This is a genomic window from Vibrio sp. 10N.286.51.E5 (genome assembly GCF_041469125.1).
Classification (GTDB): Bacteria; Pseudomonadota; Gammaproteobacteria; order Enterobacterales; family Vibrionaceae; genus Vibrio; species Vibrio crassostreae_C.
In genome coordinates this window covers 73,123-89,550 of sequence record NZ_JBFRJZ010000010.1, presented here as the reverse complement: position 1 = coordinate 89,550, position 16,428 = coordinate 73,123, and the positions used below count along the sequence as shown (strand labels likewise).

The following is a 16,428-nucleotide window of genomic DNA, read 5'->3' as shown; positions in this document are numbered from 1 at the left end:
GAATTAAAGGATTAACATGACTGATAAATCATACAAAATTGCCGTACTACCTGGTGATGGCATTGGCCCAGAAGTAATGCAACAAGCGCATAAAGTGCTAGACGCGATCGAAAAGAAGCACGCGATTAGCTTTTCTCGCGAAGAGTATGATGTTGGTGGTATTGCAATTGATAACCACGGCTGTCCACTTCCAGAAGCAACAGTCACTGGCTGTGAAGAATCTGACGCAGTACTTTTTGGTTCTGTTGGCGGTCCTAAATGGGAACACCTTCCACCGAACGACCAACCAGAGCGTGGTGCCCTACTTCCTCTACGTAAACACTTCCAACTGTTCTGTAACCTACGTCCAGCTCAAATCCATAAAGGTCTAGAGTCTTTCTCTCCTTTACGTGCTGACATCTCAGGTAACGGTTTCGACATCGTGGTAGTCCGTGAGCTAACAGGCGGTATCTACTTCGGCCAACCTAAAGGCCGTGAAGGCGAAGGCGCAACTGAAAAAGCTTTTGATACAGAGGTTTACCACCGCTACGAAATCGAACGTATTGCAAAGATTGCGTTTGAATCGGCACGCCTACGTAACAAAAACGTTTACTCAATCGATAAAGCGAACGTTCTACAGAGCTCTATCCTATGGCGTGAAGTCGTTGAAGAGATCGCAAAAGATTACCCAGATGTCACGCTAAACCATATGTACATCGACAACGCGACCATGCAGCTAATCAAAGATCCATCTCAGTTTGACGTAATGCTATGTTCAAACATCTTTGGTGACATCATCTCTGATGAGTGTGCAATGATCACAGGTTCGATGGGTATGCTTCCTTCTGCAAGCTTAAACGAAAGCAACTTCGGCCTATATGAACCAGCAGGTGGCAGCGCACCAGATATCGCAGGTAAGAACATTGCAAACCCAGTCGCGCAAATTCTTTCTGCAGCACTAATGCTTCGTTACAGCCTAGGCGAAGAAGCAGCAGCACAAGACATCGAAGCAGCGGTATCGAAAGCACTTTCTGCAGGCGAGTTAACGGCAGACCTTGCAGGTAAGAACGAAGCACTGACTACCTCAGAAATGGGTGACAAGATCGCTGAGTACATCTTAGCTTCATAAGCGAGATGCTTAGATTAGAAGCAAGTACATAAGAATAATATCAAGCCAAGTCAGCGTAAACCGCATGACTTGGCTCGAAACAAACACTGGGACTGATGCTCCCAAGGAAGAAAGCTATGTCGACAAACCAGCAAGCAAAAACCTTATACGAAAAAGTTTATGACGCTCACGTTGCAGTTGCAGCGAAGGGCGAAACGCCAATTCTTTATATCGATCGCCACTTAGTCCACGAAGTAACGTCGCCACAAGCCTTTGATGGCCTGCGTGAAAAAGGTCGTAAAGTTCGCCAAGTAGGCAAAACCTTCGCGACCATGGATCACAACGTATCGACACAAACCAAAGACATCAACGCTTCTGGTGAGATGGCTCGTATCCAAATGGAAACGCTATCGAAGAACTGTGAAGAGTTTGGTGTCACGCTTTACGACCTAAACCACAAATACCAAGGTATTGTGCACGTAATGGGGCCTGAGCTAGGTATTACTCTGCCGGGTATGACCATCGTATGTGGTGACTCACACACGGCGACACACGGTGCATTTGGTTCATTAGCATTCGGTATCGGTACTTCAGAAGTAGAGCATGTTCTAGCGACTCAAACGCTAAAACAAGCGCGCGCTAAAACCATGAAGATCGAAGTAAAAGGCAAAGTCGCAGAAGGTATTACAGCCAAAGATATCGTGCTCGCGATCATCGGCAAGACAACAGCTGCAGGCGGAACAGGCTATGTAGTTGAATTCTGTGGTGAGGCAATTACAGACCTTACAATGGAAGGTCGTATGACAGTATGTAACATGGCAATCGAGCTAGGCGCGAAAGCGGGTCTAATCGCTCCAGATGCAACCACATACGAGTACATAAAAGGTCGTAAGTTCTCTCCCGAGGGCGAAGACTTAGAAGCGGCAATCGAATACTGGAACACATTGAAAACCGATGCTGATGCAGAATTCGATGCAGTTGTCACGCTAGAAGCAGCTGAAATCAAACCACAAGTCACTTGGGGTACTAACCCAGGTCAGGTTATTTCAGTAGACACACCAATCCCAGCACCAGAAAGCTTCGCAGATCCTGTTGAAAAAGCATCGGCTGAAAAAGCGTTGGCTTACATGGGGCTAGAAGCAGGTAAATCTCTATCTGAATACAACGTCGATAAGGTCTTCGTGGGTTCTTGTACTAACTCTCGTATCGAAGATATGCGCGCAGCCGCTGCGGTAGCGAAAGGCCGCCAAGTAGCGAAACATGTTCAAGCATTGATCGTTCCGGGCTCAGAGCAAGTTAAAGCACAAGCAGAAGCTGAAGGTTTAGATGTAATCTTTAAAGAAGCCGGCTTCGAATGGCGCTTGCCAGGTTGTTCTATGTGTCTTGCAATGAACAACGACCGCCTTGGTCCACAAGAACGCTGTGCTTCTACATCAAACCGTAACTTTGAAGGTCGCCAAGGCCGTGATGGTCGTACGCACCTAGTTAGCCCAGCAATGGCAGCCGCAGCGGCTATCGCTGGTCACTTTGTCGATATTCGTGAACTTTAATTAGAGGATTTAACATGTCAGGTTTTCAACAACACACCGGATTAGTCGTTCCTCTAGATACGGCCAACATCGATACTGATGCGATCATTCCAAAGCAGTTTCTACAGAAAGTAAACCGCATCGGTTTTGGTAAGCACTTGTTCCACGATTGGCGCTTCCTAGACGATGCAGGCCAACAGCCAAACCCTGATTTTGTAATGAACGAAGCTCGCTACCAAGGCGCTTCAATTCTTTTAGCTCGTGAAAACTTCGGTTGTGGTTCATCTCGTGAACACGCACCGTGGGCGCTTGCCGATTACGGTATCCAAGTAATGATCGCACCAAGCTTTGCCGACATTTTCTACGGTAACTCGATCAACAACCAAATGGTGCCAGTTCGATTGACTGAGCAAGAAGTGGATGAGCTATTCCAATTCGTTGAAGCGAATGAAGGTGCAGAAATTACGGTTGATCTAGAAGCAATGAAAGTCAGCGCGAACGGCAAAGAGTACTCGTTTGAAATTGATGAGTTCCGTCGTCACTGCTTACTGAATGGTTTAGATAATATCGGCCTTACACTTCAACATGCCGATAAGATCTCAGAGTTTGAAGCTAAGATTCCTAGCTTCCTAAAATAATGAGACGTTTCTGAATAAATCTAAAGGTTGGCCAAGTGCCAACCTTTTTTATTTGGCTAAGCTTTTAACTTAACTTCATATGTTTATTTAAATGAAGAGCAATGAAAGAAAATGGTAAGCCTTAAGGTCTTAGTAGTCAGTCATCAGGAGAATGCCATGAAACAACTACTTTTTATTGTCAGCCTACTTTTCTCAACCTTAGCTTGGTCTGCGCCTAAATCCGATCTTTGGCCATACTGGAAGCAAAGCGACGAAACCAACCTAGAACAGGTATCTCATCAAGATTGGCAGCAATTCCTCGATAGCTACTTGGTTAAACAGGGGCAAAATACGTTAGTTCGCTATAAAGCAGTGAACACCGCCGATAAAACAAAGCTTAAACAATACATCAAGCAACTCGAACAGGTGAATCCGCTCGACTATTCAAAAGCGGAGCAGTATGCCTATTGGGTTAACCTATACAACGCCGTGACTGTCGATTTGATTCTTGATGCCTACCCGATCAAATCCATAACTAAACTTGGCGGACTATTTAGTTTCGGTCCGTGGGGAGATGATGTGGTAGTCGTTAATGGGAAATCACTGACACTCAATGACATTGAACACCGAATCCTAAGACCAATTTGGCAAGATCCTCGCACGCATTATGCAGTGAACTGTGCCAGCCTAGGTTGCCCTAACTTACAACCTGACGCTTTTACCTCTAAAAATACTGAAGCCTTGCTAGAGCAAGCTGCAACTGAGTTTGTAAGCAGTGACAAAGGCGTGATGGTTACAAACAATAAGCTTCAACTATCATCGATTTACGAATGGTTTGCTGTGGATTTTGGTACGAAGAAACAGCTTATTCAGCACTTAGAACAATATCGAATTGAAGCAGTAACCAATACTCAAAACATCAGTTATGAATACGATTGGTCGCTCAACCAAGCAAACTAGCTCTAAGGCTAAAGTTGATCACTAAAGTAAAAAAGAGGCGAGAGGTTTTTATTAACCTCTAGCCTCTTCTCAATTCTTTGACCGTATTTCTACAATTAAAAGCTTGAGCCCGGTTGCTGCAAGAACTCAATCTCTTCGGGAGTCGAAGCTCGCCCTAACACCTCATTACGGTGCGGATAGCGACCAAATCGCTCAATGATAACCTTGTGCTTAAACTCAAAGTCCAGATTATGCTCTAATCCCGTTTGAGAAAAGAGTTCCACGGCTTGTTCATGGACTAACAAAGATTCACTGTGCATATAAGGCATATACAGGAAGCTTTTCTGTTGCTCGTTAAGCTGGTGATCAAAACCACCCGCTACCGCCTCTTGGGCTAGAGCCAACGCCATCGGATCAGCAGAAAATGCTGTCGGACTTTTTCTACCAATATTTCGAGAAAACTGATCAAGTACGATAATCTCAGCCAATCGTCCTTGCGCAGTTTGGCGCCACTCAAATAGCTCGCCTTGAATGGCTGCTTTATGCAATTCAGAAAATCGAGACTCTATCAAAGTGTCAATCTCGGCGCCGCCAGTAAACCAATCTTTAGGCGTCAACTCATCGAACCAAAACTCTAGAACATCCTGATACGTTACCGTCATATAATTCCCTTTAATAAAAAACCGAGTAACTTTGTAATTACTCGGTTTAGTGTTCAATTACTTAAAACCTTTTACTTTCTTTATCAGGTCATAAGCATTCTGAATTTCTTGCGATTTCTCTTTCGCAACATTCATCATCTCAGGCGGTAAGCCCTTCGCCATCAGTTTATCTGGGTGATGTTCATTCATCAGCTTGCGGTAGGCTTTCTTCACCTCTTTACCGTCAGCACTTTCACTCACACCAAGAACCTTATATGCGTCGCCAAGTTGGTTCTGTTGCGAAGCCTGTTGCCAACCTGATGATTGCCCATGACCCTGATGGCCACCAAAGCTTCCACCTTGCTGTTGGAAACGGAACGCAGCTTCTTGCATCTGCAAGCGGCGTTCTAGTTGTGCTGCCGAAAACCCAAGCCCTTGCGCTATTTTATGCAGAACTTGACGTTCACTCGGGTGCAAACTTCCATCCGCAAATGCGGCAGATACCTGAAGCTCTAGAAAGAACTGCAGAAGATCAAAACGACCACCCGATGAGATTTTAACTCGCTCAAGTACGTCGTTCAGAGGGAAGTCGCTCTCTTTGCCGTCACGGAATGCATCTTGCGCTGCTTTACGCTGTTCGCCATGCAGGTTCATACGCTCCATCATGGTAGAAGCGAGTTGAATCTCTTCTGGCGTTACCTGCCCTTTCGCTTTAGCAACGTGCCCCATAACCGCAAAAGCGGATTTAAAAAACTCGTTCTGTCTTTCTGCTTGGCTTGGACCTCGACCAAAACCAGAGCTATTGAAGCCTGATTGGTTCAATCCGCGAGCTTTATCGAATTGGTGTCCTAAAAACAGACCAAAAACTAAACCGAGTGGCCCTCCAAATAAAAAGCCAAAAAACGCGCCCAAAATTTTGCCAAATATTTGCATTATGTGTTCTCTATCTATGAATTTTATCTGAGTAATGCTGTCTGATGATGCTGAATGCTATTATTTCCTTTATCATAAGGAAAATGCTTTATTAATTGGATTGATACTAGATCAACCCTTCATCTAGTGACACAGGATAGTTCAACTTCATGCAATCTTTTTCCCGCACCTTGTTAGCCGCGTCTATAAGTACGGCGTTATACGTGTCGACAACTCAAGCTGAAACAATCACCGATAGTAGTGTGCAGGAAATGCCCTCTATAGATCAATGCTTGATCGAGCCCGCTGCAGAAAACGAGACACAGCTACCCGCTCATGTTGAGTCAGAACGCTTAGAAGCTATCAATGGTGACAAGGCAATATACTCAGGTGACGTAGTCGTTACGCAAGGGAACAAGACCATCCTTGCAGATAACGTAACCCTGCACCAACAAGAAAATATCGTTGTAGCTGAAGGCAACGTAAACTTTAGTGATGGTCAAATCAAATCTATCTCAGACAGAGCGACCAATAATCTAAATACCGATCAAATCGAACTAGAGAACACCCAATACCAGTTTCTTTGTGAACCAGGCCGAGGAGATGCCCAATATATATCCCGCACTGGTAAAGCGGTTTATACCATGGAAGATGGATCTATCACTTCTTGCCCACTGGGTGATAAGTCATGGAGGCTAAAAGCTTCTAGTATCGAGCTAGACCAAGATGAAGAACAAGCCACATTCTACAACCCACGTTTTGAGATTCTAGATGTTCCTGTTTTCTACATGCCATATCTCACTGTTCCAGTAGGAGATAAGCGTAAAACTGGCTTTTTGTACCCTACGATTTCGTACGGTTCAAGTGACGGTTTCGAAACCGAAATACCTTTCTATTGGAATATAGCACCAAACTACGATCTACTTTTCACAACTAAATATATGGCCGAGCGTGGAACACAACTAAACAATGAGTTCCGTCATTTAAGTGATTTTGGTGAAAGTAACTTAAAGTTCGAGTTCCTAGAAAGTGATGATAAATATCCAGAACAAGGCAGTCGTTGGGGCGGGCAGTTCAACTTTGAAGGGATCTATCAACAAGCATGGAAGTTTGACATCGACTATTCAAAGGTTAGTGATGTTAATTATTTTTCAGACGTGGATTCGAACATAGGTAATCGTGAAGATGGTCAACTAATGCAGTCTGGCCAAATAAGTTATCGAGCATTGAATTGGGATGCTTCTCTCGCCGTTCGTGACTTCCAAGTACTCACCGATGGAAATACCCAAGCTTATCGCTTAATGCCACAGCTAACGTTTAACTATTACGCTCCTATTATATGGGACTCTGTAGAGGTTGATATGATTAGTCATGTCTCTCAATTTGATACAGATGCAAAAGGAAAACCGACAGCAACACGATTGCACATAGAACCAGGGTTAAAAGTACCACTAAGCACAACCTGGGGAACATGGACAACCGAGGCTCGCCTACTTGGAACATACTATAACCAAGATTTAAATGGCGTAGATGCAGAATATTTAGAGCTGGAAGAAAGCGTTAGCAGGGTTATTCCTGAGTTTAGAACTCACGCAGGTTTAGTGCTTGAGCGTGACACTAGTTACTTAAATGGTTATACACAAACTCTAGAACCTCAAGTTCAGTACCTTTATGTTCCAGAACAAGACCAAAGTGATATAGGCCTGTATGACACTACACTTCTACAAACAGATTATTATGGTCTTTTTAGAAGTCGTAAATACAGCGGCGTCGACTATATAGCAGCAGCAAATCAAGTCAGTTATGGAGCATCCTCACGTTTCTTTGATGACGAATACAAAGAACGACTTAATATCTCTTTTGGTCAAATTTTTTATATCGATAAAGAAACAAAGCAATCATCTGGCAGCAACGATTCATCAGAAAACTCTAATTATTCATCCTGGGCTGTTGAGGTCGATTTTAACTATGATGACTACCTTTTTTACCATGGCGGCGTTCAATACGATATCGACTCAGCAGAAATGCAATTAGCCAATAGTACGATTGAATATCGTATCGACAATAACGGTTTTGTTCAGGCTAATTATCGTTATGTTACTAAAGAGTATATTGATGCTAACGTTGGTGAATCAATCAACAATATCGATGATATTACACGTGAAGGCATTTCACAGGCAGGTATTGTGAGCGGATACCAATTTACTCCGAAGTGGTATGCAAGCGCTCAGTATTATCATGATCTGAATGAAAACATCGCTATCGAGTGGTTAGCAAACCTACGCTATAAAGATGACTGCTGGTATGTAGGAGTTACCTACAGCAACGAACTCCGAAGCTGGACTGGTAATGGCTACTCAGACATAAATGCTGATCCTGTTTACGAAAACAACTTTAGTGTTAATTTTGGTATTGTAGGCTTCGGTACATCTGCTGGATCTGGGTCAAACGTTTCGGGCTTCGATAGCTCAGGAAACTCTTTAGAGTACGGTCGCCCATTCTTCTTAAACAACTAATTTTCTTTACTGATAAAACATCAGTAAATTTAAAGGATTACACATGACATTGTGGAAACGCACATTAATTGCTATCGCAGCGACTTGTACTTTATCAACAAGCTTTGCAGCGCCAGTCGAGCTAGACAGCGTAAAAGTTATCGTTAACGAAGGCGTTATCTTACAAAGCGACATCGATGCTTCGATGAAGACGCTGCGCGCAAACGCTAAGAAAAGCGGGCAAACATTGCCATCGCAAGATGTGCTCAATGAGCAAGTACTAGAAAAACTGATCATCGATACTATTCAAACTCAAGAAGCAGAACGTATCGGTGTTCGTATTGATGATGCTCGACTTGATCAAGCAATTGAAGGTATCGCTAAAGACAACAACCAAACGGTAGAACAACTTACCGCATCGGTTGCTGAAGAAGGCCTTAGCTACAATGCATTTCGAGAGCAAGTAAGAAAAGAAATTGCGGCAAGTGAGGCTCGCAATGCTCTAGTTCGCCGTCGTATTAACATCCTTCCTGCAGAGGTCGATAACCTAGCGGATATCTTAGCGCGGGAGACTAACGCAACCGTTCAATACAAGATTGGACACATTCAACTTCGCTTCAATGATGACCAAACCAAAGAAGAGCTAGAAGCCCAAGCTAAAGAACTTGTCGAAGAACTGAACTCAGGCAAAGATTTCAGCACCATGGCATATACTTACTCTAAGGGTCCTAAAGCGCTGCAAGGTGGTGATTGGGGTTGGATGCGTAAAGAAGAGATGCCAACCATTTTTGCTGACCAGATCAAAATGCAAAATAAAGGCAGCATCATCGGTCCTTTCCGTAGCGGTGTAGGTTTCCACATTCTAAAAATTGAAGATGTGAAAGGCTTAGAAACCGTAGCAGTAACGGAAGTGAATGCTCGTCATATCTTGATTAAGCCAACCGTAATCTTGAGTGACGATGGCGCGAAAGAACAACTTGAAAAGATCACGCGCCGCGTAAACGCAGGTGAAGCGAGCTTTGGCGACCTTGCACAGCAATACAGCCAAGATCCAGGTTCTGCAGTACAAGATGGTGAGCTAGGCTACCAAACACCAGATTTGTATGTACCAGAATTCAAACACCAAGTAGAAACGCTACCAGAAGGCAAAATCAGTGCGCCATTCAAAACCGTACACGGTTGGCACATTGTTGAAGTACTAGACCGTCGCGAAGTCGACCGTACCGATTCAGCTTTGAAAAACAAAGCTTACCAAATTCTATTTAACCGTAAATTCAACGAAGAAGCTGGTGCTTGGCTACAAGAAGTAAGAGCAAGTGCCTTTGTTGAGATGGTTGAGGACGACCAAGATGACAACAACTAAACGTATTGTCATAACCGCAGGTGAACCAGCAGGGATAGGCCCAGATTTAACTTTGGCTCTATCTCAAGAAAGTTGGCCTCATCAACTCGTGGTTTGTGCTGATAAAACACTGCTATCCGAGCGAGCTAAAATTCTTGGTATCGAAGTCGATCTTCTGGACTACGATGCAAATGCAGCTAAGCAACCGCAACGCGCTGGCACACTGGTAGTGAAACACGTTCCACTTGCTAAAACGGCAGTTGCAGGTCAACTCAATGAGGCTAATGGTCATTACGTATTAAATACTTTAGAAACCGCAGCAATTGGCTGTATGAATGATGAATTTGATGCTATTGTCACCGGCCCCGTTCACAAGGGTGTAATTAACCGAGCTGGCGTTGCTTTTAGCGGCCATACCGAGTTCTTTGCAGAGAAGTCCAATACACCACTGGTGGTGATGATGTTGGCAACTGAAGGGCTGCGTGTTGCGCTAGTAACAACGCACATCCCACTAGCTTATGTATCTCAAGCTGTGACCGAAGACAGATTAGAGCAAATTATTGCTATTCTAAATAAAGACTTGGTTGAAAAATTTGCTATTGAGAAACCAACTATCTATGTGTGTGGCTTGAATCCACATGCTGGTGAAGATGGTTGTTTAGGGCGTGAAGAGATTGAAACTATCACCCCGACGCTAGAAAAAATTCGCCAAAAAGATGGCATCAATTTAGTTGGCCCATTGCCAGCAGACACCATCTTTAATGAAAAATATTTGCAAGATGCAGATGCTGTTTTAGGTATGTATCACGACCAAGTACTCCCGGTATTGAAATACAAAGGGTTTGGTCGCTCAGTGAACATCACGCTTGGCTTACCGTTTATTCGCACATCAGTCGACCACGGTACCGCCTTAGACTTGGCAGGGAAAGGCCAAGCCGATACAGGGAGCTTTAGAACAGCGCTCACGCACGCCATTGAATTAGTAGAGAAAAAGCAATGAGAAATGATGTCCACTTAGGGCACAAAGCGCGTAAACGTTTTGGTCAAAACTTCCTTAACGATCCATACATTATTGATGGCATCGTATCGAGTATTAACCCACTACCAGGTCAAAACTTGGTAGAGATCGGTCCTGGTCTAGGCGCAATTACTGAGCCTGTGGGTAAGCTTGTCGATAAATTTACTGTTATCGAATTGGATAGAGACCTTGCAGAACGTCTTCGTAACCATCCAGATCTTGCGGACAAGCTAACGATCCGTGAAGGCGATGCGATGAAGTTCGATTTCCAAGAACTGGTTAAGCCAAACAATAAGCTACGCATCTTTGGTAACTTGCCATATAACATCTCTACACCATTGATGTTCCACCTTTTTGAATTCCATAAAGACGTGCAAGACATGCACTTTATGCTTCAAAAAGAAGTGGTTAACCGTCTAGCTGCTGGCCCTGGCAGTAAAGCTTACGGTCGTCTTACTGTAATGGCTCAATACTACTGTAAAGTAACGCCTGTGTTAGAAGTTCCACCAACGGCCTTCGTTCCGCCACCGAAAGTAGACTCAGCAGTCGTGCGCCTACAGCCATACGAAGTGCTGCCTTATCCGGCAAAAGATCTGAAATGGCTAGATCGCGTATGTCGTGAAGGCTTTAACCAACGTCGTAAAACAGTTCGTAACTGCTACAAGAGCTTAATCGATAAGGAAGTGCTTGAAGAGCTAGGTATCAACCCAAGCATGCGTCCTGAGAACTTAACGCTCGAGCAGTTTGTCGACATGGCAAACTGGTTGTACGACAGTCATAACGCTGACAAATAAATAAAAAAGGCTCCTACACTTCGGTTAGGAGCCTTTTTTATGTAATACTTTAATTACATTAAGTATATCAACAACAAAAGGTGCGAATATGGATATATCTACGCCTTGTATCAAATGCCAGGTTCACTCTAAGTACATAGAAGAACAATCTGAGCCAACGAAGAATCGTTATGTCTTCGCCTACATTATTACCATCAAAAATCTAAGTAAAACAACGGTGCAACTTATGTCTCGCCGCTGGTTAATTACCGACTCTAACGGCAAGCAGCTCACCATTGAGGGTGATGGTGTAGTTGGCCAACAACCCGTGATTGAAGCCAACGACGAGTACACCTACACAAGTGGTACGGTCATCGAAACCCCTGTTGGCGTTATGCAAGGTCACTATGTGATGACCGATAACAAGGGCATTGATTTTATTACCGAAGTTGACCCATTCAGACTCGCAATCCCTAATATTCTTAATTAGCCGTACATCCGTATCTACAGGAAATTATTGTGTCGAATTACATTGTCGGAGACATCCAAGGGTGCTTCGACGAACTTCAAGGACTACTTGAAAAAATTAACTTTGATAAACACCAAGATACTTTATGGGTCGCCGGAGACTTAGTTGCTCGAGGCCCTAAATCATTGGAGACGTTACGCTTTATTCGTAACCTTGGTGACGCAGCTAAGGTTGTATTAGGCAACCACGACTTACATCTTCTGGCGGTGTCCTTAGGACTATTTCCAGCGAAACCAAAAGATAAGACTCAAGCGATTCTTGATGCTGAAGATCGTGAACTGCTAATCGAATGGTTAAGACAACAGCCTTTGCTTCAAGAACACCCAGAGTTCGTGATGTGCCATGCGGGTATCTCACCGCAGTGGAATCTAGAAAGAGCACGTGTTGAAAATCGAGAGATCGTATCCTTGTTAAAGTCCGATAAATGGCAATGGCTAATCGAAAACATGTACAGCAACGCGCCTGATTTATGGCATCAGGATTTACATGATATTGAGCGCTATCGCTATGCGATCAATAGCCTGACAAGAATGCGTTTCTGTTTTGAAGATGGCCGTCTCGACATGGCATGTAAGCTACCACCGAATGAGATTACCGATGAACCATTAGTGCCATGGTTTGACCTTCCGCAACGCATAAAGCTCGATAAAACCGTTGTTTTTGGACACTGGGCTGCGCTTGAAGGCTATAACGGAAAAGACGTAATTGGACTTGATACTGGATGCGTCTGGGGAGGTGAATTGACAATTCTTCGCTGGGAAGATAAACAGTTTTTCACTCAGAAAGCGCTATAAAGATACGAGAAACTTGCGCTACCTTGGTAGGGTAACGCAAGCATTTTTCAGAGACTAGCTATTGATAACCACAGTTAACGCTCGAGAATCACAAACTCCATGTTGTGTTTGTTTTTCTCGTCAGCTTGATAGCTCTCGTTAAAGCTCTGCTTCCAACCTTCACCCCAGTCAGGAAATTGTGTATCTCCATCGACGGCGAAATCGATGTAAGTCAGATACAACTTGTCCGCTTTAGGTAAGCAGCTCTCATAAATAGAGCCGCCACCAATGATCATCACCTCTTCAACATCACTGAGTAGCTCTAGAGCCTGTTCAATAGAAGTTACCGTCGTTACACCTTCAATCTTTAAACTCTCATCACGGCTGATTACGACATTCAACCGACCCGGCAAAGGGCGTCCAATAGAATCGTAGGTCTTACGTCCCATCACGACTGGTTTACCCATAGTCGAGCGTTTAAACCATGCAAAATCCGCAGGTAAATGCCAAGGCATCTGATTGTCTTTACCAATTATACGGTTGTTTGCCATTGCCGCTATCATGCTGATGATCATAAATCGAAAGTCCTGTCCCTAAAAAGAAAATTAACGCTAAACGATAGGTCTACGGCGATAGAATAACAGCCCTGGCACAGCTAAGCCAACCGCCAACCCTGCGATAATGAACATCGATTTTAAAAAGTTCTCCATCAACATTGCCAACAACTCAGGCGTGTAGCCTGCCCTGTTAATCTCCACCATCGCAATCATCGCCTTGAAGGCGAACACACCTGGCACCATAGGAATTAGAGCTGCAACCGTAAACACCTTCGGATGTGCTAACAGTTTATGTGACCAATGAACCCCTATCATACCAACCACGGTTGCGGCGAAGAACGTCGCCCATTCGATTGGAATACCAAAGTGCATCATCAGATACCGGCTACCATGACCGATAGAACCACCGAGTGCACAATAAATTAAAGCACGTTGCGGAACGTTAAACACCAATGCAAACCCAACCGCAGGAATAGCGGCGAAAAACATATCGTTGAGCAGACCTAAAAACAGTTCGAAAATACTCATTAGCTTGCCCACCCCCAAACATCTGATAGACTCATCGCCGCGACAATGCCCAAGCTCGTCGCCAGAGTTAATAAGCTGGCCATGGTAAAGCGCGCTAACCCCATATTAATATGGCCTTTAAGCATATCAGCGACGGAGTTAATCAGAGGAAAACCAGGTACTAACATTAATACAGATGAAGCCATCACGATCGTGGGTTGGCCGCCAATATTGTAAAGTACGGCTTGAGCTGAAATGGTCGTGGTAACGAATGCTGTGATAGCAAAGTTTAATAGCGGATTGAAATGGCGGTGCCCAATCTCTTGCCTGACGATCATACCGCAAGCTGAAGCAATAAAAGTCATCATGAAGACTTGCCAGTCTCCGCCCGCAAGGTGGCTAAAAGAGGCGCACGACAACCCTATCATCACAACCACTAACCAACGGTTGTAGCGCTCGGGGCTGATGTTTTGAATCTTTTTATACGCCAAATCATAATCGAGAATTCCCTTCTCCATCATGATGCAAATGCGTTGAATGTCGGTGATAACCTGCATGTTAATGCCACGATCAGCACAACTTCGAGTAGTGGTAATACAGTGATCATCCATTACGGTAGTTACAACAAGCGCATTGGCTGACAGTGCGACTTCAACCTCATTCACCCCACAAGCAATACCGATGCGACGCATGATATCGCCGACCAGTGTGCTCTCTGCCCCGTGCGCCAATAACATTTGTCCTGATTGAGCGACGAGTCTTGAGATCGCTCTTTGCTTTGATGCCATGATTTCCTTCCCATAGGCGTTAATTATCTAAAGATAAATTTTGCATAAAAAACAGTAAGACGTCATGATTTAGATACAAAAAAACCGCAATTTTCATTGCGGTTTAATAAAACTATCAGTGTACTTGTAAGAAGCGACCGATGCGTTATGAGAAACTAAGAGGATTAGTCACGAACATAGATAACATGGCCGTCATCCTCTTCGTCATCCCAATCGTCCCAATCGTCGTCATCTTCAGTAACGACATTCTTACCGCTCATCGCATCTTTATGGTAGTCATCCCACATAAAGTCTACTTTTTCTTCTTCTTCAACTTCTACAACTTCACGAGGTAGGTTTTCCATAAACTCACCTAGTTTGAAGCAAAGATCTTTGGTGCCGATTTTATTCACAGCAGAGATCTTGAAGTACTCGCCTTCCCAGCCCAAAGCATCGATGATTTCTTGAATCTTTTCGTCTGCTTCGTCTTCTGGCATTAGGTCAACTTTATTGAACACTAACCAGCGAGGTTTTTGTGAAACTTTTTCACTGTATTGCTCAAGCTCATCGATGATCGTTAGTGCATTCTGAATAGGATCAGATTGATCGATCGGCATAATGTCGATCATATGCAGAAGAACACGACAACGCTCAAGGTGCTTAAGGAATCGGATACCAAGGCCAGCGCCATCAGCTGCGCCTTCGATTAGTCCTGGGATATCGGCAACAACGAAGCTCTTTTCAGGGACAACACTTACCACACCCAAGCTTGGGATCAAAGTAGTGAACGGGTAATCAGCCACTTTTGGTTTCGCAGCAGATACTGAACGAATAAAAGTAGATTTACCTGCGTTTGGTAGGCCAAGCATACCAACGTCAGCTAATAGAAGAAGCTCTAAACGCAGTTCACGAACTTCGCCTTTAGTACCCATTGTCTTTTGACGAGGAGCGCGGTTAACAGACGATTTAAAACGCGTGTTACCAAGACCGTGCCAACCACCTTTACCAACCATTACTTTCTTGCCGTGTTCAGCAACTTCAGCAACGATTTCGTTGGTGTGGATATCAACTGCACGCGTACCAACTGGTACTTTCAGCGTAATGTCTTTACCACGTTTACCAGTACAGTTACCGCCGCGACCATTCTCGCCACGCTCTGCATTGTAAAAACGTTGGAAACGGTAATCGATCAGTGTGTTTAAGTTCTCATCCGCTTGGATGTAAACATCACCGCCGTCACCACCGTCGCCGCCATCAGGACCACCTTTAGCGACGAATTTTTCGCGCCAAAAGCTAACTGTACCATTACCGCCATCACCGGCTTCTATTTTTACTACCGCTTCATCAACGAATTTCATTTTTTAACTCCGCACTTACGTTGCGTTACCACTCATCAAGGAGTGATATAAATTCTAGCAGATCCGTGTTTAGATCGATCACCTAAGATCTAGGCCGACCTGCAACCAAGGAACAAATAAGGAGAGGTTCTTTGCTTCTTATTTCTTAAAAACAAACGGCTTCTTAAAAACTAATCTGTTTATCAAAAAATAAAACGGCTTCTCAAAACCAAAACAAGAGCGTCTGCTTTTTTATTCTTGCTATAAATAAAAAACCCTGCCGAATCGGCAGGGCTTTTGAATTCAGCTTGAAAGCTAATAAAATAATCTAGTTAAAGATTAAATTACTCAGCTTCGATGCTTACAAACTTACGGTTTTTAGGACCTTTAACAGCAAATTTCACTTTACCTTCAGTAAGAGCGAAAAGAGTGTGGTCTTTACCGATGCCAACGTTTGTGCCAGCGTGGAACTTAGTACCACGTTGACGAACGATGATGTTACCTGCAAGAACAGATTCACCACCAAAACGCTTAACACCAAGACGTTTGCTTTCTGAATCGCGGCCGTTATTAGTAGAACCGCCAGCTTTTTTATGTGCCATTGT

At 44.0% G+C, this 16,428-nt stretch carries 17 protein-coding genes; 10 read left to right on the top strand and 7 right to left on the bottom strand.

The genetic code is table 11. From position 1 onward, the window contains the following. Positions 1–16 precede the first annotated feature (16 nt). The 4 genes from leuB to AB4161_RS03350 all read left to right on the top strand — a co-directional run bounded on the left by leuB (position 17) and on the right by AB4161_RS03350 (position 4,193). Positions 17–1,108, top strand: coding sequence for a 3-isopropylmalate dehydrogenase (gene leuB / locus AB4161_RS03365; RefSeq protein WP_102393667.1), 1,092 nt, complete (start codon positions 17–19; stop codon positions 1,106–1,108). 116 nt (positions 1,109–1,224) lie between these two features. Then, positions 1,225–2,637, top strand: coding sequence for a 3-isopropylmalate dehydratase large subunit (gene leuC, locus AB4161_RS03360; RefSeq protein ID WP_016767777.1), 1,413 nt, complete (start codon positions 1,225–1,227; stop codon positions 2,635–2,637). A gap of 14 nt (positions 2,638–2,651) precedes the next feature. Next, positions 2,652–3,254: a 3-isopropylmalate dehydratase small subunit gene (leuD, locus tag AB4161_RS03355; RefSeq protein WP_017062937.1), complete on the top strand. Its 603-nt coding sequence runs from the start codon at positions 2,652–2,654 to the stop codon at positions 3,252–3,254. A gap of 156 nt (positions 3,255–3,410) precedes the next feature. Then, positions 3,411–4,193: a DUF547 domain-containing protein gene (locus AB4161_RS03350; RefSeq protein WP_102393669.1), complete on the top strand. Its 783-nt coding sequence runs from the start codon at positions 3,411–3,413 to the stop codon at positions 4,191–4,193. A 95-nt stretch (positions 4,194–4,288) separates the two neighbouring features. Here the strand turns inward: AB4161_RS03350 and AB4161_RS03345 are convergent, their stop codons facing one another. Both AB4161_RS03345 and djlA read right to left on the bottom strand, forming a co-directional pair. Next, the gene (locus AB4161_RS03345) at positions 4,289–4,834 is read right to left on the bottom strand and encodes a DUF924 family protein (RefSeq protein WP_017061386.1); all 546 of its coding nucleotides are present in this window, start codon (positions 4,832–4,834) and stop codon (positions 4,289–4,291) included. 57 nt (positions 4,835–4,891) lie between these two features. Continuing rightward, entirely contained in the window at positions 4,892–5,746 is an 855-nt protein-coding gene (djlA, locus tag AB4161_RS03340) for a co-chaperone DjlA (RefSeq protein WP_017061385.1), read from the bottom strand. A 149-nt stretch (positions 5,747–5,895) separates the two neighbouring features. Between djlA and lptD the strand changes: the two genes are divergently transcribed. The 6 genes from lptD to AB4161_RS03310 all read left to right on the top strand — a co-directional run bounded on the left by lptD (position 5,896) and on the right by AB4161_RS03310 (position 12,676). Continuing rightward, positions 5,896–8,241 carry an LPS assembly protein LptD gene (lptD, locus tag AB4161_RS03335; RefSeq protein WP_372082791.1) on the top strand — a complete coding sequence of 782 codons (2,346 nt, stop codon included), beginning with the start codon at positions 5,896–5,898 and terminating at the stop codon, positions 8,239–8,241. A gap of 43 nt (positions 8,242–8,284) precedes the next feature. Further along, the gene (surA, locus tag AB4161_RS03330) at positions 8,285–9,583 is read left to right on the top strand and encodes a peptidylprolyl isomerase SurA (protein ID WP_372082790.1); all 1,299 of its coding nucleotides are present in this window, start codon (positions 8,285–8,287) and stop codon (positions 9,581–9,583) included. Then, positions 9,570–10,562 (top strand): 4-hydroxythreonine-4-phosphate dehydrogenase PdxA, encoded by a 993-nt coding sequence (gene pdxA / locus AB4161_RS03325; RefSeq protein WP_017061382.1) that lies wholly within the window; start codon positions 9,570–9,572, stop codon positions 10,560–10,562. Before surA ends, pdxA begins: the two co-directional genes overlap by 14 nt. Then, positions 10,559–11,374, top strand: a complete 816-nt coding sequence (rsmA, locus tag AB4161_RS03320; RefSeq protein ID WP_017062942.1) for a 16S rRNA (adenine(1518)-N(6)/adenine(1519)-N(6))-dimethyltransferase RsmA — start codon at positions 10,559–10,561, stop codon at positions 11,372–11,374. Before pdxA ends, rsmA begins: the two co-directional genes overlap by 4 nt. A gap of 88 nt (positions 11,375–11,462) precedes the next feature. Continuing rightward, positions 11,463–11,843: a Co2+/Mg2+ efflux protein ApaG gene (apaG, locus tag AB4161_RS03315; RefSeq protein ID WP_004735899.1), complete on the top strand. Its 381-nt coding sequence runs from the start codon at positions 11,463–11,465 to the stop codon at positions 11,841–11,843. A 29-nt stretch (positions 11,844–11,872) separates the two neighbouring features. Continuing rightward, positions 11,873–12,676 carry a symmetrical bis(5'-nucleosyl)-tetraphosphatase gene (locus AB4161_RS03310; protein WP_017062943.1) on the top strand — a complete coding sequence of 268 codons (804 nt, stop codon included), beginning with the start codon at positions 11,873–11,875 and terminating at the stop codon, positions 12,674–12,676. 74 nt (positions 12,677–12,750) lie between these two features. Here the strand turns inward: AB4161_RS03310 and folA are convergent, their stop codons facing one another. From folA to rpmA, 5 genes are all read right to left on the bottom strand, one after another. Beyond that, on the bottom strand, positions 12,751–13,230 hold the full coding sequence (gene folA / locus AB4161_RS03305; protein WP_017062944.1) for a type 3 dihydrofolate reductase: 480 nt from the start codon (positions 13,228–13,230) through the stop codon (positions 12,751–12,753). Positions 13,231–13,266: 36 nt separating this feature from the next. After that, the gene (locus AB4161_RS03300) at positions 13,267–13,740 is read right to left on the bottom strand and encodes a threonine/serine exporter family protein (protein WP_017062945.1); all 474 of its coding nucleotides are present in this window, start codon (positions 13,738–13,740) and stop codon (positions 13,267–13,269) included. Then, entirely contained in the window at positions 13,740–14,507 is a 768-nt protein-coding gene (locus tag AB4161_RS03295) for a threonine/serine exporter ThrE family protein (RefSeq protein ID WP_017061378.1), read from the bottom strand. The genes AB4161_RS03300 and AB4161_RS03295 overlap by 1 nt, the downstream gene beginning before the upstream one ends. Positions 14,508–14,671: 164 nt before the next feature. After that, a complete protein-coding gene (gene cgtA / locus AB4161_RS03290) occupies positions 14,672–15,844 on the bottom strand; it encodes an Obg family GTPase CgtA (RefSeq protein ID WP_017061377.1) in 1,173 nt (390 codons plus the stop codon). 323 nt (positions 15,845–16,167) lie between these two features. Further along, a complete protein-coding gene (gene rpmA / locus AB4161_RS03285; RefSeq protein ID WP_004735905.1) occupies positions 16,168–16,425 on the bottom strand; it encodes a 50S ribosomal protein L27 in 258 nt (85 codons plus the stop codon). Between the last annotated feature and the right edge of the window lie 3 nt (positions 16,426–16,428).

Bases quoted from the DNA above. Each gene is read 5' to 3' on its own strand.
- AB4161_RS03295 (WP_017061378.1), bottom strand. From the start codon at position 14,507: ATGGCATCAAAGCAAAGAGCGATCTCAAGACTCGTCGCTCAATCAGGA.
- rpmA (WP_004735905.1), bottom strand. From the start codon at position 16,425: ATGGCACATAAAAAAGCTGGCGGTTCTACTAATAACGGCCGCGATTCA.
- AB4161_RS03350 (WP_102393669.1), top strand. From the start codon at position 3,411: ATGAAACAACTACTTTTTATTGTCAGCCTACTTTTCTCAACCTTAGCT.
- rsmA (WP_017062942.1), top strand. From the start codon at position 10,559: ATGAGAAATGATGTCCACTTAGGGCACAAAGCGCGTAAACGTTTTGGT.
- lptD (WP_372082791.1), top strand. From the start codon at position 5,896: ATGCAATCTTTTTCCCGCACCTTGTTAGCCGCGTCTATAAGTACGGCG.
- AB4161_RS03345 (WP_017061386.1), bottom strand. From the start codon at position 4,834: ATGACGGTAACGTATCAGGATGTTCTAGAGTTTTGGTTCGATGAGTTG.
- AB4161_RS03300 (WP_017062945.1), bottom strand. From the start codon at position 13,740: ATGAGTATTTTCGAACTGTTTTTAGGTCTGCTCAACGATATGTTTTTC.
- leuC (WP_016767777.1), top strand. From the start codon at position 1,225: ATGTCGACAAACCAGCAAGCAAAAACCTTATACGAAAAAGTTTATGAC.
- cgtA (WP_017061377.1), bottom strand. From the start codon at position 15,844: ATGAAATTCGTTGATGAAGCGGTAGTAAAAATAGAAGCCGGTGATGGC.
- apaG (WP_004735899.1), top strand. From the start codon at position 11,463: ATGGATATATCTACGCCTTGTATCAAATGCCAGGTTCACTCTAAGTAC.
- leuD (WP_017062937.1), top strand. From the start codon at position 2,652: ATGTCAGGTTTTCAACAACACACCGGATTAGTCGTTCCTCTAGATACG.
- leuB (WP_102393667.1), top strand. From the start codon at position 17: ATGACTGATAAATCATACAAAATTGCCGTACTACCTGGTGATGGCATT.
- pdxA (WP_017061382.1), top strand. From the start codon at position 9,570: ATGACAACAACTAAACGTATTGTCATAACCGCAGGTGAACCAGCAGGG.
- surA (WP_372082790.1), top strand. From the start codon at position 8,285: ATGACATTGTGGAAACGCACATTAATTGCTATCGCAGCGACTTGTACT.
- folA (WP_017062944.1), bottom strand. From the start codon at position 13,230: ATGATCATCAGCATGATAGCGGCAATGGCAAACAACCGTATAATTGGT.
- djlA (WP_017061385.1), bottom strand. From the start codon at position 5,746: ATGCAAATATTTGGCAAAATTTTGGGCGCGTTTTTTGGCTTTTTATTT.